This window comes from Bradyrhizobium retamae, assembly GCF_001440415.1.
Classification (GTDB): Bacteria; Pseudomonadota; Alphaproteobacteria; order Rhizobiales; family Xanthobacteraceae; genus Bradyrhizobium; species Bradyrhizobium retamae.
On record NZ_LLYA01000157.1, the window covers coordinates 46,231 to 68,379 of the forward strand.

Here is a 22,149-nt window from a genome sequence, read left to right on the forward strand (position 1 = left end):
TATGTCTGACGCCGTAGTACCACACCGAATAGAGTCGAGCCCGCAGCGGGCACGCTCCAACGCGAGCTGGCTGAAGCGCGTGTTCGACAGCGACATCTTCTACTCGTTCCGCCGCTCCCGGATGACGATGGTGGCGGCGGCGGTAACGGTCCTGTTCTTCCTGCTGGCGATCTTTGCATCGCAACTGGCGGTGCAGAACCCGTTCGATCCGGCGCAACTGCAATTGATGAATTCGCGGATCTCGCCGCTGTGGACCGCCGAAGGCCAGAGCCCGTTCCTGCTCGGCACCGATGAACAGGGCCGCGACGTGTTTTCTGCGATCCTTTACGGCTTGCGGATTTCGCTCGTCGTCGGCGTGCTCGGCGTTATCTTCGCCGGCACGCTCGGGATCACGCTTGGCCTCATTGCAGGCTATGTCGGTGGCGCGGTCGACGGGCTGATCATGCGCATCGCCGACGTGCAGCTCACCTTCCCGGCCATCCTGATCGCGCTTTTGGTCAACGGCGTCGCCAAATCGGTGTTCAACAACCGGCTCGACGCCGTGAGCACGCTGGCGGTTCTGGTAGTCGCGATCGGTCTCAGTTTCTGGGTGCAATATGCCCGCACCGTGCGCGGCTCGGTCATGGTTGAGAAGAACAAGGACTATGTCGCGGCCGCGCAACTGATCGGCCTTCCCGCGCCGAAGATCATGCTACGCCACGTGCTGCCCAACACCATGGGCCCGATTCTCGTGATTGCGACCATCAACCTCGCGCTCGCCATCATCACCGAGGCAACGCTGTCGTTCCTGGGCGCCGGCATGCCCGACACCATGCCCTCGCTCGGCACGCTGATCCGGATCGGCAACAACTATCTGTTCGCCGGCGAATGGTGGATCGTCGCCTTTCCCGGCATCGCGCTGGCGGGGCTGATCCTCTCCATCAACCTGCTCGGCGACTGGCTGCGCGACGCGCTCAATCCGAAACTCCGATGACCGTTCCCGTCCTCTCCGTGCGTAACCTCGAGGTGGAATTCATCACCCGCCGCAGCACGCTGCGCGCGATCAACGGCGTTTCCTTCGACATCGCCAAGGGCGAAGTGCTCGGCGTGGTCGGCGAATCCGGCGCCGGCAAATCGGTCACGGGACTAGCCGTGATCGGGCTGATCGATCCTCCCGGCCGCATTTCGGGCGGCGAGATCTATCTGTCGGGAACGCGGATCGATCATCTGCCGCCGGAAGAAATCCGCCGTATCCGGGGCAAACGGATCGGGATGATCTTTCAGGATCCGCTGACAAGCCTCAATCCGCTCTACCGGATCGGCGACCAGATCGTAGAGACTATCCGAACCCACATGAATCTGTCGGAGACCGCTGCGCGCAAGCGCGCCATCGATCTCTTGGCTGAGGTCGGCATCCCCGCGCCGGACAAACGCATCGACGCCTATCCGCACGAATTCTCCGGCGGCATGCGCCAGCGTGTCGTGATTGCGCTGGCGATCTGTGCCGAGCCGGAACTGATCATCGCCGACGAGCCGACCACAGCGCTCGACGTTTCCGTGCAGGCGCAGATCATCTCGCTGATCAAGCGTCTCGGGCGCGACCACGGCACGGCGGTGATGCTGGTCACCCACGATATGGGCGTGATCGCCGAGACTTCCGACCGGGTTGCGGTGATGTATTCGGGCCGGATCGCCGAGATCGGCCCGGTGCAGGATGTGGTGCAGAACCCGCTGCACCCCTACGCCAGGGGCCTGATGGGCGCGATCCCGACGCTCGCGGGCGAAGACAAGCGGCTGGTGCAAATTCCCGGCTCGATGCCGCGGCTGTCGGCGATCCCGCCGGGCTGCTCGTTCAATCCGCGTTGCGCCTTTGCATTCGACCGTTGCCGCGTCGATCGGCCGGAGCCGCTCAAGCACGGTTCGCAAGCTGTGGCCTGCCATCTCTTCGACACCGCGCCCCATGAAGCGGCGAAGGAGACCGCGGCATGAGCCCGCCCTTTGTCGATGTGAGGAATTTGCGCCGCGTGTTCGACGTCTCAAAGCCGTGGCTCAACCGCGTGCTGGAAGGCGGCCGTCCCGAATTCCTGAAAGCCGTCGACGGCGTGACGTTCGACATCAGGAAGGGCGAGACTTTTGCTCTCGTCGGGGAATCCGGCTCGGGAAAGACCACCGTGGCACGTATGGTCGTGGGACTTCTGCCGCCGACTTCGGGCGAAGTCATCATCGACCACGTCTCGATGACGAATGCCAGGCAGGCGCAGGCACGGCAGCGGCTGCGCCGCCGGATCCAGATGATTTTTCAGGACCCCTACGCGAGCCTCAATCCCCGCTTCCGGGTCGATGCCATCGTCTCCGAGCCTATCCGCGCCTTCGACCTGATCCAGGGCGAGCGCGATATCCGCCTGCGCGTCGGCGAATTGTTGAATCTCGTGGGCCTGCATCCCGACGACGGGCTAAAATATCCGCATGAATTCTCCGGCGGGCAGCGCCAGCGCATCGCGATTGCTCGCGCGCTGGCGTCAAATGCCGAATTCATTGTTTGCGACGAGCCGACCTCGGCGCTCGATGTCTCGGTGCAGGCACAGATCCTCAATCTGATGCGCGACCTGCAGGACAAATTCGGCCTGACCTATCTCCTCATCAGCCATAACCTCGCCGTGGTCCGCCACATGGCGACGCGCATCGGCGTGATGTATCTCGGCCGTATTGTTGAAATCGCCGAGGGCCGCGAATTGTTCGCCAATCCGCGGATGCCCTACACCAAAATGCTGCTCGGCGCGGTTCCTGATCTCGCGATGTCCGGCCGGCAACGCATTCCGGTCAAGGGCGAGATCCCGAATCCGATCGACCCGCCACCCGGCTGCGCCTTCAACCCGCGCTGTCCGCTCGCCTTCGATCTGTGCCGGCGGCAAGCGCCCGAGCTGATCAACGGGGTTGCCTGCCACGCCGTCAACCAACCGGTTGAGGCTGCCGCCGCGGTATGATCACGGAGATGGGTGCAATGCGTGGCATCCCAGCAGTTGGCATCCAGCCTCGCCTGTGGTCAAGTGCGCGCACTAGAGCATGCTTCAACTGAGTTGAAGCATCCTCGTCGATCATCTTCTTGTTTGAGCATGATCTTTTCGGAAAACCGGTGTCCACTTTTCCGGATCATGCTCCAGGATACCAGCACGGCATTGGATTCCAATGAGCAACATCAATCCTGATCCGTTCACCACGAGGCCGGAGATCGAAGGCACCTTCGGTGTCGTGACCTCGACGCACTGGATCGCGACCGCCGTCGGCATGAGCATTCTGGAAAAAGGCGGCAACGCATTCGATGCCGGCGTTGCCACGGCCTTCACGCTGCAGGTGGTGGAGCCGCACCTGAACGGTCCCGGCGGCGACGTGCCGATCATCGTGCATGATACCAGGCGCGGCCGCACCGAGGTGATCTGCGGCCAGGGTCCGGCGCCCGCGAAGGCAACCATTGCGCACTACAAGAGCGAAGGGCTAGAGATGGTGCCCGGCACCGGGCTCCTCGCGGCGTGCGTGCCCGGCACGTTCGAATCCTGGATGCTGCTCTTGCGCGATTACGGCACGATGCGGCTGCGCGATGTACTGGAGCCCGCGATCGCCTACGCCCGCGACGGCTACCCGCTGGTCGAGCGCGCTTCCGCAACGATCCAGGTGGTCGAGCAGTTGTTCAGGAAGCACTGGACGACATCGGCAGCGGTCTACCTGCCGAACAACGAAGTGCCAAAACCCGGCACGCTGTTCACCAACAAGCAACTCTCCGAAACCTACGCCCGCATCCTTAAAGAGGCCGAGAGCGCAGGCGGCGACCGCATCGCACAGATCGAGCGCGCGCGAAAGTCCTGGTCGCAGGGTTTTGTGGCGGAAGCGATCGACAAGTTCTGCCGCACGCAGGAAGTGATGGACGTCAGCGGCTCACCGCATCGCGGCGTGCTAAGTGGCGACGACATGGCACGCTGGCAGCCGACCGTCGAGGCGCCGCTGACCTATGATTACGGCCGCTATACCGTCTGCAAGCCCGGCGTCTGGAGCCAGGGCCCGGTGATGCTGCAGCAACTCGCCCTGCTCAAGGGATTTGAGCTCGACGGGCTCGATCCTGCAGGGTCCGACTTCATCCATCTGCAGATCGAATGCGCGAAGCTCGCCTTCGCCGATCGCGAGAAGTTTTATGGCGACCCGAAATTTACCGAAATCCCGATCGCAACGCTGTTGTCGGACGCCTACAATGACGAGCGCCGCAAGCTGATCTCTGGGGATAAGGCCTCGCTCGATTTCATCCCCGGCTCGGTCGAAGGTTTCGGGTCGATCGTCAAGCTGCGCCGTGCGGAAGGCCATCGCGAGGCGGTCGGCGCCATGGGGGCGGGCGAGCCGACCGTCGGCCGGTTCGGCGAGGTGCGCGGCGACACCGTGCATTTCGACATCATCGACCAAGCCGGCAACATGGTCTCGGCGACGCCGTCCGGCGGCTGGCTGCAATCCTCGCCGGTCATTCCCGAACTCGGCTTCTGCCTCGGCAGTCGCGCGCAGATGTTCTGGCTGGAGGAAGATCACCCGGCAGCACTTGCGCCCGGCAAGCGCCCGCGCACCACGCTCTCGCCCACCATGGCGCTGCGCGACGGCGAGCCGTACATGGCCTGGGGATCGCCCGGCGGCGACCAGCAGGATCAATGGACCACGCAGTTCTTCCTGCGGCATGTCCACGCCAAACTGAACCTGCAGGAAGCGATCGACGCGCCAGCCTGGCACTCCGAACATTTTCCGATTTCGTTCTGGCCGCGCACCGCGCGTCCCGGCGTGCTCGTGCTCGAAAGCCGCGTACCGAACGCGACTATCGACACGCTGAAGAGCCGCGGCCATGTCGTCGAGGTCGGTCCCGAATGGTCGGAAGGCCGGTTCACCGCGGCCTCCAGAGTTGGCCGCCGCCGTCGCGCCGCCGCCAATCCGAGGGGCATGCAGGGTTACGCAGCGGGCCGATAGAGGCGACTTGAGATGACCTGGTCGATCATTGCCCGTGATTTCTCAACCGGCCAGATCGGTATCGCGGTCGCGACCAGGTTTTTTGCGGTCGGCGCCCGCGTGCCTCATATCGCGCCCGGCGTCGGCGGCATCGCGACGCAGGCGCTGGTCAATCCCTATTACGGCATTGACGGCGTGAAGCTGCTACGCGAAGGCCGCAGCCCCCGCGAGGTGGTGGACATTCTGCTCGTTACCGACGATGGGCACGAGGCCCGCCAACTTCATGTCATGGATATCAAGGGCCGCATCGCAGCGCATACCGGCCGTGAATGCATCGACTGGTGTGGGCATATCCAGGGTGACGGCTTCTCCCTCGCCGGCAACATGCTGGCGGGCGCGGCCGTGCTCGATGACACGGCGAAAGCCTTTGTCGCCAATGCCAGCCTGCCCTTTGCGCAGCGACTGATCGTAGCGATGAAGGCCGGCGAAGCCGCCGGCGGCGACAAGCGCGGCAAGCAATCGGCGGCGCTGTTGATCCACGGCGAAGAAGAATGGTCCGATCTCGACCTGCGTGTCGACGACCATACCGATCCGTTGGCCGAACTTGAACGTCTCGAACAGGTGAGCCGCGAGCGCTGGGTGCATTTCCGCCCCTTCCTGCCGACGCGCAAGAATCCGGCGGGGATCACCGACCGCATGGTCATCGATGCCCGCATCGAAGCGGCGACGGCGCGCAAGGCATGACCGCGAGCCCGCTGATCGAAATCGAGGGCCTGCGCGTGGTCTTCCACGGCGATGATGGCCGCACCACGCACGCGGTCGACGGTGTCGATCTCAGCGTGGCCAATGGCGCGACGCTTGGCCTCGTCGGCGAATCCGGCTGCGGCAAGAGCGTGACCTCGCTCGCCGTCATGGGATTATTGCCAAGGCGTTCCGCTGAGGTGTCGGGTTCGATCCGTTTCGACGGTTTTGATCTCCTCGACATTCCCGACGATACGCTGCGCGATCTGCGCGGCAATCGGCTCGCGATGATCTTTCAGGAGCCGATGACTTCGCTCAATCCGAGCTTCACCATCGGCGACCAGATCATCGAGACCATCCTGCGCCATCGCGGCGGGTCGCGGCGGCAAGCGCGCGAGCGCGCGATCGAGCTGCTGCGGCGGGTGCACATCCCATCGCCCGAGAAACGTGTCGACGAATATCCGCACAAGCTGTCCGGCGGCATGCGCCAGCGTGTGATGATCGCGATGGCGCTGGCCTGCGACCCGCGCCTTTTGATCGCGGACGAGCCGACCACCGCGCTCGACGTCACGCTGCAGGCGCAGATCCTCGATCTGATGCGCGAGCTGAAGGCCGCCAGCGGCGCCGCGATCATCCTGATCACGCACGATCTCGGCGTGGTCGCCGAAGTCTGCGACGAGGTTGCGGTGATGTATGCCGGCGAGATCGTCGAACGCGCGCCGGTCGACGAACTCTTTGCCAGCCCGCAGCATCCCTACACCGTCGGCCTGCTCGGCTCGATCCCACGGCTCGGCCGCCGCACGGCGCATCTGGCGACGATCGAGGGCATGGTGCCGAACATGACGACCCCGCCAGCCGGCTGCCGCTTCGCCGCGCGCTGTCCGTTCGTCATTGAGGCCTGCGTCGCCGCACCGCCGCCGCTTGCGATGGTGAGCGCGGGTCATGCCTCGCGCTGCATCCGCGCGCCGCTGGAGCTTCTGGTATCATGACCGTGCTACTCGAAGTCGACGGGTTAGTGAAACATTTCGTCGCCGCGCGGTCGGTATTCGGCCGGCCCACGGCCTACGTAAAGGCAGTCGACGGCGTCAGCTTCACGGTCGAGGCCGGCAAGACGCTGGCGCTGGTCGGCGAGTCCGGTTGCGGCAAGTCCACCGTCAGCCGGCTGGTGCTGCGGCTGATCGAGCCGGATGCGGGCAACGTTCGCTTCGAGGGCCGCGACCTCGGCGCGCTCAGCGCCAACGAATTGCGCGCCTTCCGCCGGGATGCGCAGATCATTTTCCAGGATCCCTATGCGTCGCTCAACCCGCGCATGACGGTGAGCCAGATCCTGAGCGAGCCGCTGGCGCTGCACGATCTGGTGCCGGCCCCGCGCCGCCGCGAACGGGTCGAAGAGCTGTTGCGGCTGGTCGGGCTCGAGCCGCGCTTTGCCAGCCGCTATCCGCACGAATTTTCCGGCGGCCAGCGCCAGCGCATCGCGATTGCGCGGGCGTTGGCGGTAGAGCCGAAACTGATCATCTGCGACGAGCCGGTCTCCGCGCTCGACGTCTCGATCCGCTCGCAAATCCTCAATCTGCTGCGCGACCTGCAGGACCGGCTCGGCCTCGCCTACATCTTCGTCTCCCACGATCTGGCGGTCGTGAAGCACATCGCCGACCGCGTCGCCGTGATGAATCTTGGCGGTATCGTCGAGACGGCGGACGCCGAAGCGCTGTTCGCCGCGCCCCGGCATCCCTATAGCCGTGCGCTACTGTCGGCGATTCCCGTGCCCAAACCGCAGGCCCGGCGCGGCCGCATCGTGCTGGAAGGCGAGATGCCGAGCGCACTCAATCCGCCCTCCGGCTGCCGTTTTCATACCCGCTGCCCTTACGTCATCGAGCGCTGCCGCACCGAAATTCCGCCCCTGCTCGCCGACGGCACGGGACACGCGACGGCGTGTCACCGCACCGCCGAATTGCCGTCGCCCGGGGCCATCGTTCCCGCCGATGGCGGATTTTCGCCGGTGCTGGAAAAATTGGTCGCCGCCTTCAGCGGTGGCACGGAAGGTGCAGGTCGCGTCGGGGTTGATGTATCAGGAACACGGCCAAGTGCAGTGTAATGGCCAAGTGCAGTGTAATCGTGGATAAGGGGATGGCAGCATGAAAATCTTTCGTTTGGCAGTCACCGCGGCGGCGCTGCTGCTGTCGCTTCCGGCAACCGTTCAGGCCCAGACCACGCTGCGCATCGGGCTCGCCGAAGACCCTGATATCCTCGACCCGACCATGGCCCGCACCTATGTCGGCCGCATCGTGTTCGCATCGTTCTGCGACAAGCTGTTCGACATCGACGAGAAGCTCAATATCGTGCCGCAGCTCGCGCTGAGCCACGAGACCTCAGCCGACGGCAAGGAAGTCACCATCAAGCTCCGGCCCGGCGTCAAGTTTCACGACGGCGAGCCGCTGGACGCCGAAGCCGCCAAATATTCGATCGAGCGCCACCTCACCATGCAGGGCTCGTTCCGCAAGCCGGAGCTGGCGAGCGTCGATCGTGTCGAGATGGTTGATCCCCTCACGATCAAACTTAAGCTGAAGGCGCCGTTCTCACCGCTGATCGCGCAGCTCACCGATCGCGCCGGCATGATGGTCTCGCCGAAAGCCGCCAAGGAAGCCGGCGACAAGTTCGGACTCCGTCCAGTCTGCGCCGGGCCGTACAAATTCGTCGAGCGCGTTCAGCAGGACCGCATGGTGTTCGAGAAGTTTGCGGATTACTGGAACAAGGACAATGTGTTCATCGACCGCATCGTGTTCCTGCCAATTGTGGACGCCACGGTTCGCCTCGCCAACCTGAAATCCGGCGGGCTCGACCTGATCGAGCGCGTGCTTGCCACTGACATCAAGGATGTTCGGACCGATTCACGGCTCAAACTTTCGACCGCGATCGAACTCGGCTATCAGGGTATTACGCTCAATATCGGCAAAGATAAGGCCAAGGGACCACTCAGCCAGTCCGCCAAGGTGCGCCAAGCGCTCGATCTCTCGCTCGATCGTGAAGCCATCAACCAAGTGGTGTTCAACGGCGAGTTCAAACCGGGCAATCAATGGGTCAATCCGGATCATCCCTATTACCAAAAGGCCTTTCCGCTTCGCGGACGCGACGTCGCGAAGGCCAAGGCGCTGCTGAAGGAAGCCGGCGTCGCGCCGCCGGTCAGCGTCGACCTCATGGTGCCCAAGGGTGCGGAGACCGAGGCGGTCGCACAGGTAGTGCAATCGATGGCCGCCGAATCTGGCTTCGACATGAAGATCAGGGTCACGGAATTTGCGACCTCGCTGAAGCAGGCCGAAGCTGGTGAGTACCAGGCTTTCATGCTGGCCTGGAGCGGTCGGATCGACCCGGACGGCAACTCCTATGTCTTCCAGAAGAGCGACGCGCCGCAGAATTACAGCGGCTGGTCCAATAAGGAGGCCGACAAGGCGCTCGACGATGGCCGCCTGGCTACCGATCAGGCGCAGCGCAAGGCGATCTACGAAAAACTGGCGAAGATCGTGCTGGAGGAAAAGCCGCTGCTCTACATCTACCACCGCCGCATCCTGATCGCGCATACGACGAAGCTCGAAGGCTACAAGCAGATGCCGGACGGGCTGGTGCGGGTGGTCGGGCTGAAGCTGAAGTGAGCGGGGCTCGCGCAGTCTCGTGTCCCGGACGCGTTGCAGCGCGAAGCGGTGCAACGCTGAGCCAGTACCTACCGCCTCTCTCGCATGGGTCCCGGTTCTGCAGCGCATCGTTGCACGCTGCGCTGCGCCCGGGACACGGATAGTGCCATGCTGAACTTCCTCGCGCGGCGGATCGTCCAGCTCATCCCGACGCTGTTCTTCGTCTCGATCCTGATCTTCTCGCTGCAGCAATTGTTACCGGGTGATCCGGCGCTGGTGATGGCCGGCGAGGAACGCGATCCTGATGTGATCGCGCAGATCCGCGAACAGTACCGGCTCGATCAGCCGGTGCCGGTGCAATATGTCTACTGGGTCAAGGGCGTGCTGTCGGGCGATTTCGGCGAGTCGATTCGCAACAAGGTGCCGGTGCGCGAATTGATCGCCCAAAAGCTGCCGGTGACGATGCAGCTTGCGTCGATGGCGATCGTGATCGCTTTCCTGATCGGCATTCCGGCCGGAATCATATCGGCGGTCAAGAAAGGCACGGCCTGGGACTATGGCGCCAATTTCTTTGCGCTGTGGGGAATCTCGACGCCGAACTTCTGGCTCGGCATCATGCTGATCTTCCTGTTCTCGATCCAGCTCGGCTGGCTGCCGGCATCGGGCTATGTGCCGCTGACCGAAAACTGGCGCGCCAGCATCGCCTCCACCATCATGCCGGCCTTCGTGCTCGGCAACGCCATCGCTGCGATCCTGATGCGGCACACCCGCAGCGCCATGCTGCAGGTGCTGGAAAGCGATTACGTCCGCACCGCCCGCGCCAAGGGGCTTCTCGAGCGCTCGGTCATTCTCAAGCACGCCATGCGCAACGCGCTGACGCCGGTGATCACGCTCGGCGCGCTCGAGCTGGGCACGCTGTTGTCGGGTGCGGTGCTGACGGAGCAGATCTTCTCGATTCCCGGTTTCGGCAAGCTGATCGTCGATGCGGTCTTCAACCGCGACTATGCGGTCGTGCAAGGTGTCGTGCTGACCACGGCGACGATCTACATCACGCTCAATCTCATTGCCGATATCGCCTATGTCCTCGTCAATCCTAGGCTGAGGGCTTAAAGCCATGGTCGACACCACGCTCAATGCGCTACCGATTGCCGACTCCGACGAGCTGGAGAGCCCGGCGCGGCGCGCGCTGCGCCGGCTGTTCAAGCGCAAGGGCGCGGTGGCCGGGTTGGTCGTGATCGCAACCTTCATGTTGCTCGCGGTGTTTGCGCCGCTGATCTCGCCCTATGAGCCGATCGCGACAAGCTGGTCGCTGGTGCGCAAGCCGCCTTCCGCGCTGCACTGGTTCGGCACCGACGAGCTCGGCCGCGATATTCTCGCCCGCGTGATCTACGGCGCGCGGGCTTCGCTTCTGGCCGGCGCCATCTCGGTCGGGATCGCGTTGTCGATCGGCGTGCCGCTCGGCCTCCTGTCGGGCTATCGCGGCGGCTTCATCGATGCCCTGATCAGCCGCATCACGGATGCGATGCTGGCCTGCCCGTTCCTGATCCTGGCGATTGCGCTCGCGGCATTCTTAGGGCCCAGCCTCGGCAACGCCATGATCGCGATCGGCATCTCGGCAACGCCGATCTTCGTGCGGCTGACCCGCGGCCAGGTGATGAGCGTCAAGGTCGAGGATTACGTCGAGGCCGCGCGCGCCATGGGCAATCCGCGCTGGCGCATCGCGCTGTTTCACATCCTGCCTAACATCATGCCGGCGCTATTGGTGCAGGCGACGCTGTCGATAGCGGCTGCCATCATCGCCGAAGCCGCGCTGTCGTTTCTCGGCCTCGGCCAGCAGCCGCCCGCCCCGTCCTGGGGCAGCATGCTCAACGCTGCGCAGCGCTTCCTGACCAATGCGCCGTGGATGGCGGTCTGGCCGGGACTGGCGATCTTTCTCGTGGTGCTGTCGTTCAACCTGGTCGGCGATGGTTTGCGCGACGCGCTCGATCCGAGGGAGCGGTAGTTGAGACCTTCATGGTGAGGAGCGCGCTCGCGCGCGTCTCGAAACATGAGGCCCGCTGGTGGCCTGTCTAGATCACGATCTCCCGTAGCACCCTTCGGCAATCCATCTCATACTCCAGATCGATCACCGGCGGCCGGACAAAGTGCCAGGTCAGGCCCCCGCGCGCGGCGCCGCGGCGAACCAGCGCATCGGCAAAGACGTGGTGGAAATCGTGGATGGTGTAGGTCTGCACGTCAGTCGCGTCTTTCCAGCCGCACCCGAACTCGCCCATGCGCCGCTCCATCACGCCGGCGACGTAGCGGACCTTCTCCGCAATACCCTCAGGACTGACATCGCGGTAACGCACGGTGCGTTCGGCGTAGCTCGCATTGCCCTCCTGCGACTCGCCGCTGCCCGCGATCACGAAGCTCGGCGCCGTGCTTTGGCTCGGCCGCGTGAATGAAAATGCGTAGAATGACGGTTCGGCCGGCGGATCGATCTCCGGACAGACATTGCTGCGCGCCACCGGATTGGTCGTGCCGTCATAGACGCCCCATTCGCTGAGCGTCTTGACGTAGTGCAGGTTGAAATTGCGGAACCCCTCGTCGGTGAATGCCGCCGGCGACCGTAATTCGCAGGCGCAGAACGAGGTCAGCGGCCTGCCCGCTGCCTCGATGTACCTTGCGATCCGCGCAAAGCCTTCGGCCAGCGGCAGCCATTGGTCGAAGCGCACCCGCTCGATCTCGAATCCGGGATTGGCTGCGACACCGCCCGAATACTGGAACACGGCGGGAATGAAGCGGTAATTGCCGGCGGGAAAGTCGCTCGTCATGTTGGCTCCCCTGTTTTTCTATCTTTAGCATGGAGACACACCGACGTCGCATCTCCCGGCATGAAAAAGCGGCGGCAACGATTTCCCGCTGCCGCCGCTTGCTATTCTGCAGTTACAAAGGCTCAGGTTGGCTTGAGCGCGGACCCAAGATCGAAATCCGCGATCTCCTTGGTCCGCTTGGAGCCAGCCTTGGCCTGGTGATCGGTCGCCAACCAGACATAGACCGCCGGCAGCACGAACAGCGTGAACAGCGTGCCGATCGACATGCCCGCGACCACCACGAGACCAATCGAGAATCGGCTGGCAGCGCCCGCGCCGGTGGCGGTCAGCAACGGGATCAGACCGGTGACCATCGCCGCCGTCGTCATCAGGATTGGCCGCAGCCGGATGCGGGCAGCCATTTCGATCGCCGAACGCTTGTCGAGGCCTTCCTTGAGCTGCAGCTCGTTGGCGAACTCCACCATCAGAATGCCGTGCTTGGTGATCAGGCCGACCAGCGTCAGCAACCCGACCTGGGTGTAGATGTTGATGGTCGCCACGCCGAAGAACAGCGGGATCAAGGCGCCGACGATCGCCATCGGAACGCTGATCATGATCACCAGCGGATCGCGCAGGCTTTCGAACTGCGCGGCCAGCACCAGGAAGATGATGATCAGCGCGAAGCCGAAGGTGATCGCGAGCTGATTGCCTTCCTGCACATATTGCCGGGAGTCGGCCAGATAATCGTGGCCAAAGCCGGCAGGCATCTTCTTCGCTTCGCCCTCCAGGAAATCCACCGCCTGCCCAACCGTCACGCCCGGCATCGGCACCGCGGAGAACGTCGCTGAATTGAGCTGGTTGTAATGCGTCAGCGCATTCGGATCGGTGGCGGTTTCGATCGACACGATGGTGGACAGTGGCACTAGCTGCCCTGTGTTGGTCGGGACGTAGTAACCGCCAAGAGCTTCCGGCGAGAGCCGCTTGTCACGCGACACCTGCGGGATCACCTGATACGAGCGTCCCTCGAGGTTGAAGCGGTTGACGTAATTGCCGCCCAGAAGCGTCTGCAAGGTAGCGCCAACCTGCGACATGTTGATGCCGAGGTCGCTCGCCTTTGAGCGGTCGATCGAGACGCGAACCACCGGCTGATTGAATTCGAGGTCGCTGTCGGAGACGATGAACATACCGCTCGCGCGCGCCGCGTCCTTCAGCTTCGCCATCTGTTCATAGACGGCCTGGAAACTGGCGGTCGAATTGATCACCATCTGTATCGGCAGGCCGCCGGGCCCGCCCGGCAACGGCGGCAGGTTGAACGCAAATGCCTGAACGCCTTCGATCTTGCTGATCTCCGCCTGCACCAGCGGCTTCAGCGCGATCGAGGAACGCTCACGCTCGTCCCACGGCTTGAGCAGCATGCCGGCGATGCCGCCCTGCGGCCCGTTGATGCCGTTCAGGACGAAACGCAGGTCTGTCTCCGGAAAACCGGCAAAGGCCTTGTCGAGCTTGTCGCCATAGAAGTCGATATAATCGATGTTGGCGTATTTCGGCGCCTTGGTCACCGAGAACACGATGCCCTGGTCCTCCTCGGGCGCGAGCTCCTTGGAGGTGTTCATGTAGAGGAAACCGACCAGACCCAGGATCGTCAACGCGAACAAGCCGGTAATCGGGCGATAGTCGAGCGACCGGTCGAGCTGGCGGCCGTACCAGCGTGTCATTGAGCCGAACACCCTGTTGACCAGCCTCGAGAACCGCCCTTCGTCCGCGCTCTTGAGGAGGACCGAGCACATCATCGGCGACAGCGTCAACGCGATCACGCCCGACACGATCACCGAGCCCGCCAGCGTGAAGGCGAATTCGCGGAACAGCGAACCGGTCAGGCCGCCGAGGAAGCCGATCGGCGCGTACACGGCGGCAAGCGTAATCGTCATGGAGATCACGGGGCCGACGATTTCGCGCGCGCCCTGCAGCGACGCCTGGACGGGCGTCTTTCCTTCCTCCAGATGGCGATGGATGTTCTCCACCACCACGATGGCGTCGTCGACCACGAGCCCAATCGCCAGCACCATCGCCAGCAGCGTCAGAAGATTGAAGCTGAATCCCATCATCAGCATCAGGCTGCAGACACCGATCAGCGACAGTGGAATTGTCACCACGGGAATGATGACCGAGCGGAACGAGGCCAGGAACAGGAAGATCACGACCACGACGATCAGGACGGCCTCGATCAGCGTGTTCTTCACCTCGTCGATCGACGACTGAATGAACTTGGTGGAATCGTAGGCCACTTTCATCTTCATCGATGGCGGCAGGTTGCGTTCCAGCTCGGGAAACAGCGCGCGCACGCCCTTGACCAGCGTCAGCGGGTTGCCTTGCGGGGTCGCCTGCACGCCGATGAAGATCGCACGCTCGCCGCTGAACGCGACGCTCGCGTCCGAGCTCTGCGCCGCAAGTTCGACGGTCGCGATATCCTCCACGCGCACGAAGCCGCCGTCCTGGGACTTGACGATCATCTTCTTGAATTGCTCGAGGTTCCGCAGGTCAGTGTTGGTCTGGACGTTCGAGACGATGAAGTAGCCCTTGGACTGACCGGCCGCGGCCTGGAAGTTGTTGGCCGCGATCGCCGCCGAGACATCGCTTGGCGATACGCCACGGCCCGCCATGCGCACCGGATCGAGCCACAGCCGCATCGCGAAGGTCTGGCCGCCGAGGATGTCGGCGGATGCGACGCCGTCGACCGTCGACAGCACCGGCTGCACGACGCGCGTCAGATAGTCCGAGATTGCCGAGCCCGAGAGTTCGTCGCTGGAGAAACCGAGATACATCACGGCCGTGGTCTGGCCGGTCGTCTTGGTCACGACCGGATCGTTCGATTCCTTCGGGATCAGATATTTGACCGAGTTTACCTTGGCGAGAACTTCGGTCAGCGCCTGGTTCGGATCGAAATTCAGCTTGATGTAGACCTGAATCGTGCTGGTGCCCTGCACCGACGAGGAAGTGATGTAGTCGACGCCCTCGGCGGAAGCGACCGCCTGCTCGATCGGCGTGGTGATGAAGCCTTGAATCAGGTTAGCCGACGCGCCCGGATATGAGGTGATGATGTTGACCACCGTATTCGACAGCTTCGGATATTGCCGGATCGGCAATACGCTGGCGGCGCGTAGACCGATCAGGAGGATCAGCAGGCTGACGACGACCGAAAGAACCGGGCGCTTGATGAAAATATCGGTGAAGACCATCGTAAAATATCCCGCTGAATTCAGCATTTCCGGAGCGCGGTCGAGTCATAGACCTCCGCCCCTCCTTCGCCGCGGCTCCTCAGGGGAGCCGCACCATTTATCAGTAGCGCGGCGGCTTCGCCGGAATCTGCGGCACCGGATCGTTCGAAATTGTCACGGCTGCTCCGGACTGCAGCTTGAGCTGGCCCACCGCCACGACGCGGTCGCCCTCCTTCAAGCCCTTCAGGATTTCGGCGCGGCCCTCGATGCGCTTTCCGGTCTGCACGAAGGTGCGCGTCGCGATCAGGCTGGTCTTGCCGTCCTCCTCCTTCTTTTCACTGAGGAGGTAGACCGAATCGCCATAGAGCGTGTAGTCGACCGCGGTTTCGGGCACGGTGACGACCGGCGGCTTGTCCGGCAGCACTACGGTGGTGGTCGCGAACATGCCGGGCTTGAGGATCCTGTCAGGATTCTGGATCGTCGCCTGCACGCGAATGTTGCGCGTATCCGCCGCGATCTGCGGCTCGATGGTGGTGATCTTGCCCTCGAAGGTGCGGCCCGGATAGGCGTCGACCGCGATCCGAACGATCTGGCCGACCTTGAGCTGGCCGGAGTCCTTCTCCGTCACGGTGAAGTTCGCATACAGCATTGACAGATCGGTCAGCGAGACGATCTGCGTACCCGCAGTCAGATATTGTCCGACTTCAACCCTACGAACGCCGAGTTCACCGTCAAAGGGCGCGCGTACCAGTTTCTGCGAAATGATCGCTTCGGTCCTGGCGATGCCGGCGCTGGCCTGATCGAACACAGCCTGGGCGTTATCCACCGTCGCCTGTGGTCCGACCTGACGCTCGGCCAACTGCTTGGCGCGATCCAGCGAGAGCTGCGCCAACCGCTGCTGCGCCTTGTAGTTGGCGAGGTCTGCCTGCTCGGGACCGTCGAACAACTGAACCAGCGGCGTGCCCTGCTTCACACTGGCGCCCGCCGTAAACAGGATATCGGTGATGCGGCCGTTGACGTCGGAGGTCACGTTGACCTGGTGCACGGCGGCGAGATCGCCGACGGCGGTCAGAAGATTCGGAATCGTTTCGGATTTCGCCGCGGCGATGTTGACGCTGGTCGGCGGCGGCTTCATGGTCGCGAAGAACTGCGCGATCATCTTGCCGCGGAAGTAATTGAACCAGACCAGGCCACCAACCAGCAAGGCCAGCAGCGTTCCAACGATGATGAGCCACCGCACCATGCGGACCGGCCGCTTGTGCGGCTTTTCCGTTATCGGCTTGCCCGAAATCTTGTGTTCGGTCACGATATTCATGTCATGCACTTTCTGCAGTTACCGATTGTCCCGAATTCGGTGACAGCTCGCCGTCCAAATGAGAAGCAATTGCGGCTTCGGTAAGTCCGATGCCGCGCAGGATGAATTGACACAACTGCCGCTCCAGGTCGGCGGCGTTGCCGTAGGAAAGACAGGGCACGGGCGGAAGCCTCGTCAGCGCCGCCATCAGCACGGTATGGTGCGCGAACCAGAACAGGTTGAGCGGATCGCTGCCTATCCGCGTCACGTCGCCGGCCGTTACAGCGCGCTCGATCGACGCGGTGAACACCGGCCCGATCAGGCCGGCGACCTTGTCGTAGAGCAAACGCGCGAACTCGCCGTCATCGAGATGGCTGGTCGTCATCAGCCGCAGCCGCTGCGCTTCCTCCTGATCCGAGCCGTCCGACACCTCCATGAAATGGCCAACCATACTCTTGACCAGTTCAACCAGTGTGGCCGTTGAAGGCTGCTGGCCGAGCAGGTGCGCGAAATCCGGATCGGCCTCGCATTCCTCGGCGAGGATTTCGGCATAGAGCGCTGCCTTGGACGGGAAATGCTTGAACAACAGCCCTTCCGAAATGGCCGCAGCCGCCGCCACGCTCTTGGTCGTGGTGCCGGCAAAGCCGTGACGGGCAAAGCACCGCTTGGCGGCGCTCAAGATCAATTGCCGCCGCAAGTCACTGGTCATGCGCAGAGTAGACATGGGGGCGTGAGTAATCACTCACCTTGACGAAGTCAAGGATACATTGCAGCGCACCAGGTGGATTCTGCTACCGGGTGGCGTCAAAGACACAACCTCATCGCTTTGTTTGGGCACGGTTTTTCGGGAAATCGGGCTCTCCCGTTGCAGACTTATCCCGAGTTGGGCGCAACCCCAGGGCGCTTGGATCCCAAGGCGCTTGGATAGTGCGGGCTGAAAGCTGCGCCGACTTGACGCCTTGAAAGCGGTGTCTAAGATAGTTGCAAATGCGACTAATTTGACGGCCGCTTATCTTTCCCTCTTCCCAACGAGTACGGCGAGCCATGAATCTGGATGCGCGCGAACTGGCGGCCACGTTCGACCTCGAAAAGCTGACGCCCGAGTTTTATGCCAACCCCTACCCGACCTATCGCGCGCTGCGCGAGAGCGAACCGGTCAAGCGGTTGCCGAATGGGTCGTATTTCCTGACCCGCTACGACGATCTGGTCACAGCCTACAAGAACACCAAGGCCTTCTCGTCCGACAAGAAGAAGGAGTTCTCGCCGAAGTATGGCGACTCCCTGCTCTACGAGCACCACACCACGAGCCTCGTGTTCAACGATCCTCCCGCCCACACCCGCGTCCGCCGGCTGATCATGGGCGCACTATCGCCGCGCGCGATCGTCGGCATGGAGCCCGACCTGGTCCGGCTGGTCGACCGTCTGCTCGACGCTATCGCCGCCAAGGGCAAGGTGGACCTGATCGACGATTTCGCTGCTGCCATTCCGATCGAAGTGATCGGCAATCTGCTCGATGTGCCGGAAAGCGAGCGCGATCCCTTGCGCGACTGGTCGCTGGCCATTCTCGGCGCGCTGGAGCCGGTGATCGGTCCGGACGCCTTCGCCCGCGGCAACGCGGCGGTGAAGGACTTCCTGGCGTACCTCGAAGGGCTGGTGGCGCGGCGACGGGCCAAGCCCGGCAATCCCGACCGCGACGTGCTGACGCGCCTCATTCAGGGCGAAGACAATGGCGAGCGGCTGACTGAAAAGGAGCTGCTGCACAACTGCATCTTCCTGCTCAATGCCGGCCACGAGACCACCACCAACCTGATCGGCAACGGGCTGGTCGCGTTACTGAACCACCCAGACGAGAAACGCCGGCTGATTGAAAATCCCGAGCTGATCAAGACCGCGGTCGAGGAAATGCTGCGGTTCGAGAGCTCCAACCAACTCGGAAACCGCATGATCGTCGAGCCGTTCGAACTCGGCGGCGTCGCGATGCCACTGGGCACACCGGTGACGCTGTGCATCGGCGCCGCCAACCGCGACCCCGCCCAGTTTGCCGATCCCGAACGTTTCGATATCGGCCGCACGCCGAACCGGCATCTGGCCTTCGGCACCGGCGCGCATCAATGCGCCGGCATGGCGTTGGCGCGGCTCGAGGGCGCCATCGCGATCTCGCGTTTCCTCGCGCGCTTTCCGGATTATGCGCTCGACGGCGAACCGGTACGCGGCGGCCGCGTGCGCTTCCGTGGATTTCTGAGCGTGCCTTGCACGGTCAGCTAAGGCGCAAGCGAACTGTATCGGTCCTGCGTCGTAAAATCGCAACGTAAGTCATAGCCGCGACGAACGAATTCTACGCTCGCGCGTTGATGGTTCCAGGCGACCAAGCATGAGGGAGTTGAGATCATGCTTTCGCGTGGCGCTCGCATCGCAGCATTTTTTCTTGGTGTCTCCGCGATAGCGGTAAGCACCGGCTCCGCCCAGGATCGAAGAGGCCTCGGCGCAGGTGGTGGCCCGGCTGCGCCAGCAGCTCGACCGGCTGCACCGCCACCGGCGATGGCCCGCCCGGCGGCACCGCCACCTTCTATGGCCCGGCCAGCAGCACCCCCGGCTATGGCTCGTCCCGCCGCGCCGGCGTTCCGTGCAGCCCCTCCGGCACAGCGTCCAGCCATGGCCCCGCCTCCGGCGCCGCGTATCGCCGCGCCACCGCGGCCGGCAGCGCCGCGTGTCGTAGCGCCGCGGCCTGAGATTCATCGTGCCGCGCCGTCGCAGCGACCGGCCATGGCGAGGCAACCGGAGCCGCGTATCACCGCACCGTCGCGGCCGGGCACATCGCCTGTCGCGGGCGCGTCGCGAAAGGAACAGATCGAAACGCGTGCGCAGCAGCGCGAGCAGCGCCTCCAGCAGCGGCAGCAAATGGTGCAGGAGCGGCAGCGCGATATGCTGTCGCGCCAGAGCACGGAGCGGCAGAGCCGCATCGATCGCTTGCAGCAGCGCGTCCAGCAATTGCAGTCGCAACAGCCGGAAGGTCTCCGGGCGCAACGCGAGCAGCAAAGATCGCTGCAGACTCAAAACCGCCTGCTCCAGCGCGAGCAGCGCATCCAGGAACGTGACCAGGCGCGCCTGCAGCGGCTGGGGCCACAGCCCTCGGCTGAACGATCCGCCTCTGCCGCGGCCGTGCAGGCGGCGGCCCGCGGGCGATTTTCCGCGCAGTTCCGCAGCAATGATGCCCTGCAAGCCCGCGCGGTGTTGACCGCCCGGGAGAACCGCTGGGCTCCGCGCCACGCCTGGCGGCGCGGCCATCGCGCCGCGTTCGTGGCATGGCTCGGCCCGGTGTTCTGGCCTTACGCGTATTCCGACATCTTCAATTACACGTTCTGGCCCCACGCCTACGACCCCGGCTATTGGGCGTATGCCTACGACGACTTCGTCGATACGGTGTTTTGGGGTACGGACAGCCCCTATTCCGCCTATGCCAGATATCCGGAGCCCGGAGCGGCAGTCACCGATTTCCGAGCCAGCAAGCGCGCAAGCGTGAGCCAGCAGGCGCTCCGGCAAGTGTGCAGAGAACCGGACGAGGGCGTGACCGCCTGGCCGATTGCGTCGATCGTGCGCGCAGTGCAGCCGACGCCCGAGCAGCGCGCCCTTCTCGACGAATTGAAATCCGCTGCGGCAAAGGCCGCCGATGTGTTCAAGGAATCCTGCGCCGATTCCTATGCGATGACGCCGCCCGGCCGCTTGCGGGCAATGACGAACCGCGTCAGCGCAACGCTCGACGCGGTGAGGATCGTCCGGCCGGCACTGGAGCAGTTCTATAATTCACTGAATGACGAGCAAAAAGCGCGCTTCAACGCGCTCGGCCCGAACGTGGGCGAGCGTTCGCAACAGCAACCGCAGCAGGAAGCGAATACGCAAACCGAGCGCTGCGGCGAGCCGAAGTCCAGCCTCACGCAGCTACCGATTGAGCGAATCGAGGCCGTGATACGTCCGGCAGGCAAACAGAAGGACGCGCTCGATCTCTTGAGCAAGGCGACGAACGACGCGGTTCAGAAGTTGCAGGCCGCTTGCCCCGACGACGTGCCGCTTACACCGCTCGGACGGCTGGAGGCAATGGAGAAGCGGCTCGACGCCATGCTGCAGGCGGCCGCGCTGGTGCAGCCGGCTCTGGACGAGTTCTATGCCACACTGAGCAACGAGCAGAAGGCGCGCTTTAATACGATGCCGCAGGTCGCAAGCCAGTGACCGAAACATGCCGGCATCCTTCTTGACGAGGATCGAATGAGGCAATCGCACTTTATCATGCGGCTCGCCCGGCCAACATCCAGCCGGCGAGATGCAGGTTTGAGGCACGGTCGGACGTTCCTGATAGGCGTGTTGAGCGGACTGGCGTATATGCTTGCTTCGCCTTCCGCCCTGCCCCAGGCGCCGCAAGGCGCGGAGGGCGTCTCAGGACAACAGGCGTTCAACAACGCCTGTCGGACGTGCCACATCATGAGAGAGGGCGACAATCGGCTGGGTCCCAACCTGCACAAGATTATCGGACGGAAAGCTGGATCGCTACCAGACTATGGGTTTTCCAGCGCAATGAAGGAGGCAGGATTCGTCTGGGACGAGGAGAAGCTCGATCGCTTCATTGCCAACCCCGATGAGGTCGTGCCCGGCAACAGCATGAAGCCGTATGGTGGCCTCTCATCGAGCGAGGATAGAAAAAAGATCATCGCCTTCCTTGCTCAATCACGCTAACGCCGCAAGATGGCTACCCGCGCCGCTCGAAGCGCTGCGAAGTCGGCCGAATCTAGTCGCGCCAACAAGGGACGTTCGAGCACTAACCCCACGCCAGATAACTGAGGCCGGCGCCGTGCAGTGGCCACCACGTTTGAATTCTGAACTACCAAACTCCCCGCAAACCTGATCGAAGACGATCCACAGGAGACGTTGTGTGCCGCATCGCTACTCGGTATGTCTCTACCATGGTGCCAATGCTAGAAACGCCACGTCTGTGCATGCGTCCCCGGAGCGCAGCCGACATCGATTCCTACGTTGCCATGGACAGGGACATCGAAGTTCGGCGCTTTATCACGCCTGAGTTTCGGGACAATTTTGACGTCACCCGGTACCAAGATTCGCTGCGCGAGCGTTTGGCTTTCGATCCGGGAAAAGGACTTGGATGGTGGACGCTCCGCAGATCTGACGACGGCTCGTTCTTGGGCATGGCCCTACTTATCCCACTGGCGCTGGAAGGCCCCGAAATCGAAATAGGCTGGCGACTGCCAAGGGCTGCATGGGGTAGCGGTTACGCCACAGAAGCTGCCTTTCGCGTCGTTCAGTACGCGAGCGATGAACTCGGGTTGGAAGAGATCATCGCCTGCATTAATCCGGAGAACGAAAGGTCCGTACGAGTCGCGAATAAACTCGGCTTCCTGCCAGATGGTCGTAAGAAGGCTTATGGAACGGAGTTTGACTGTTATCGGCTACGATTGAATTAGTCGGGCAATCCCGGTCGGTTCTCGGCCCATCGGGACATTCGCAGCTTCGAGCGGTTCGCGGCG

Annotated in this window: 18 protein-coding genes; 14 read left to right on the forward strand and 4 right to left on the reverse strand. The window is 63.3% G+C overall.

Going from position 1 to position 22,149, the window contains the following annotated elements:
• Position 1: 1 nt before the first annotated feature.
• From CQ13_RS19505 to CQ13_RS19550, 10 genes are all read left to right on the forward strand, one after another.
• Positions 2-973 carry an ABC transporter permease gene (locus CQ13_RS19505; RefSeq protein ID WP_057844462.1) on the forward strand — a complete coding sequence of 324 codons (972 nt, stop codon included), beginning with the start codon at positions 2-4 and terminating at the stop codon, positions 971-973.
• Positions 970-1,968 carry an ABC transporter ATP-binding protein gene (locus CQ13_RS19510; RefSeq protein WP_057844463.1) on the forward strand — a complete coding sequence of 333 codons (999 nt, stop codon included), beginning with the start codon at positions 970-972 and terminating at the stop codon, positions 1,966-1,968. Before CQ13_RS19505 ends, CQ13_RS19510 begins: the two co-directional genes overlap by 4 nt.
• Positions 1,965-2,963, forward strand: coding sequence for an ABC transporter ATP-binding protein (locus tag CQ13_RS19515; protein WP_057844464.1), 999 nt, complete (start codon positions 1,965-1,967; stop codon positions 2,961-2,963). The genes CQ13_RS19510 and CQ13_RS19515 overlap by 4 nt, the downstream gene beginning before the upstream one ends.
• Positions 2,964-3,165: 202 nt before the next feature.
• Positions 3,166-4,971 carry a gamma-glutamyltransferase family protein gene (locus tag CQ13_RS19520; RefSeq protein WP_057844465.1) on the forward strand — a complete coding sequence of 602 codons (1,806 nt, stop codon included), beginning with the start codon at positions 3,166-3,168 and terminating at the stop codon, positions 4,969-4,971.
• A gap of 12 nt (positions 4,972-4,983) precedes the next feature.
• Positions 4,984-5,694, forward strand: a complete 711-nt coding sequence (locus CQ13_RS19525; protein ID WP_057844466.1) for a DUF1028 domain-containing protein — start codon at positions 4,984-4,986, stop codon at positions 5,692-5,694.
• Complete coding sequence (locus CQ13_RS19530) at positions 5,691-6,680, forward strand: ABC transporter ATP-binding protein (protein ID WP_057844467.1); 990 nt, start codon at positions 5,691-5,693, stop codon at positions 6,678-6,680. The genes CQ13_RS19525 and CQ13_RS19530 overlap by 4 nt, the downstream gene beginning before the upstream one ends.
• Positions 6,677-7,786, forward strand: a complete 1,110-nt coding sequence (locus CQ13_RS19535) for an ABC transporter ATP-binding protein (RefSeq protein WP_057844468.1) — start codon at positions 6,677-6,679, stop codon at positions 7,784-7,786. Before CQ13_RS19530 ends, CQ13_RS19535 begins: the two co-directional genes overlap by 4 nt.
• Before the next feature lie 40 nt (positions 7,787-7,826).
• Positions 7,827-9,338 (forward strand): ABC transporter substrate-binding protein, encoded by a 1,512-nt coding sequence (locus CQ13_RS19540; protein WP_057844469.1) that lies wholly within the window; start codon positions 7,827-7,829, stop codon positions 9,336-9,338.
• A gap of 147 nt (positions 9,339-9,485) precedes the next feature.
• Entirely contained in the window at positions 9,486-10,427 is a 942-nt protein-coding gene (locus CQ13_RS19545) for an ABC transporter permease (RefSeq protein ID WP_057844470.1), read from the forward strand.
• 4 nt (positions 10,428-10,431) lie between these two features.
• Entirely contained in the window at positions 10,432-11,319 is an 888-nt protein-coding gene (locus tag CQ13_RS19550) for an ABC transporter permease (RefSeq protein ID WP_057844471.1), read from the forward strand.
• A gap of 67 nt (positions 11,320-11,386) precedes the next feature.
• Here CQ13_RS19550 and cnbZ read toward each other — a convergent pair whose 3' ends face one another.
• The 4 genes from cnbZ to CQ13_RS19570 form a co-directional block, all read right to left on the reverse strand.
• Complete coding sequence (gene cnbZ, locus CQ13_RS19555; RefSeq protein ID WP_057844472.1) at positions 11,387-12,130, reverse strand: 2-amino-5-chloromuconate deaminase CnbZ; 744 nt, start codon at positions 12,128-12,130, stop codon at positions 11,387-11,389.
• Positions 12,131-12,252: 122 nt separating this feature from the next.
• Positions 12,253-15,345: a MexW/MexI family multidrug efflux RND transporter permease subunit gene (locus CQ13_RS19560; protein ID WP_057844473.1), complete on the reverse strand. Its 3,093-nt coding sequence runs from the start codon at positions 15,343-15,345 to the stop codon at positions 12,253-12,255.
• 100 nt (positions 15,346-15,445) lie between these two features.
• Positions 15,446-16,639 carry an efflux RND transporter periplasmic adaptor subunit gene (locus tag CQ13_RS19565; RefSeq protein ID WP_057844474.1) on the reverse strand — a complete coding sequence of 398 codons (1,194 nt, stop codon included), beginning with the start codon at positions 16,637-16,639 and terminating at the stop codon, positions 15,446-15,448.
• A gap of 1 nt (position 16,640) precedes the next feature.
• Positions 16,641-17,342: a TetR/AcrR family transcriptional regulator gene (locus CQ13_RS19570; protein WP_057844475.1), complete on the reverse strand. Its 702-nt coding sequence runs from the start codon at positions 17,340-17,342 to the stop codon at positions 16,641-16,643.
• Between the two features lie 320 nt (positions 17,343-17,662).
• Here CQ13_RS19570 and CQ13_RS19575 point away from each other — a divergent pair, with 320 nt between their 5' ends.
• The 4 genes from CQ13_RS19575 (at position 17,663) to CQ13_RS19590 (ending at position 22,086) form a co-directional block, all read left to right on the forward strand.
• Positions 17,663-18,883, forward strand: a complete 1,221-nt coding sequence (locus tag CQ13_RS19575) for a cytochrome P450 (RefSeq protein ID WP_057844476.1) — start codon at positions 17,663-17,665, stop codon at positions 18,881-18,883.
• Positions 18,884-19,381: 498 nt separating this feature from the next.
• On the forward strand, positions 19,382-20,842 hold the full coding sequence (locus CQ13_RS19580) for a Spy/CpxP family protein refolding chaperone (RefSeq protein ID WP_057844477.1): 1,461 nt from the start codon (positions 19,382-19,384) through the stop codon (positions 20,840-20,842).
• A gap of 150 nt (positions 20,843-20,992) precedes the next feature.
• Positions 20,993-21,343: a c-type cytochrome gene (locus CQ13_RS19585; protein WP_156433764.1), complete on the forward strand. Its 351-nt coding sequence runs from the start codon at positions 20,993-20,995 to the stop codon at positions 21,341-21,343.
• 260 nt (positions 21,344-21,603) lie between these two features.
• Positions 21,604-22,086 carry a GNAT family N-acetyltransferase gene (locus tag CQ13_RS19590; RefSeq protein ID WP_283807512.1) on the forward strand — a complete coding sequence of 161 codons (483 nt, stop codon included), beginning with the start codon at positions 21,604-21,606 and terminating at the stop codon, positions 22,084-22,086.
• Positions 22,087-22,149 lie beyond the last annotated feature (63 nt).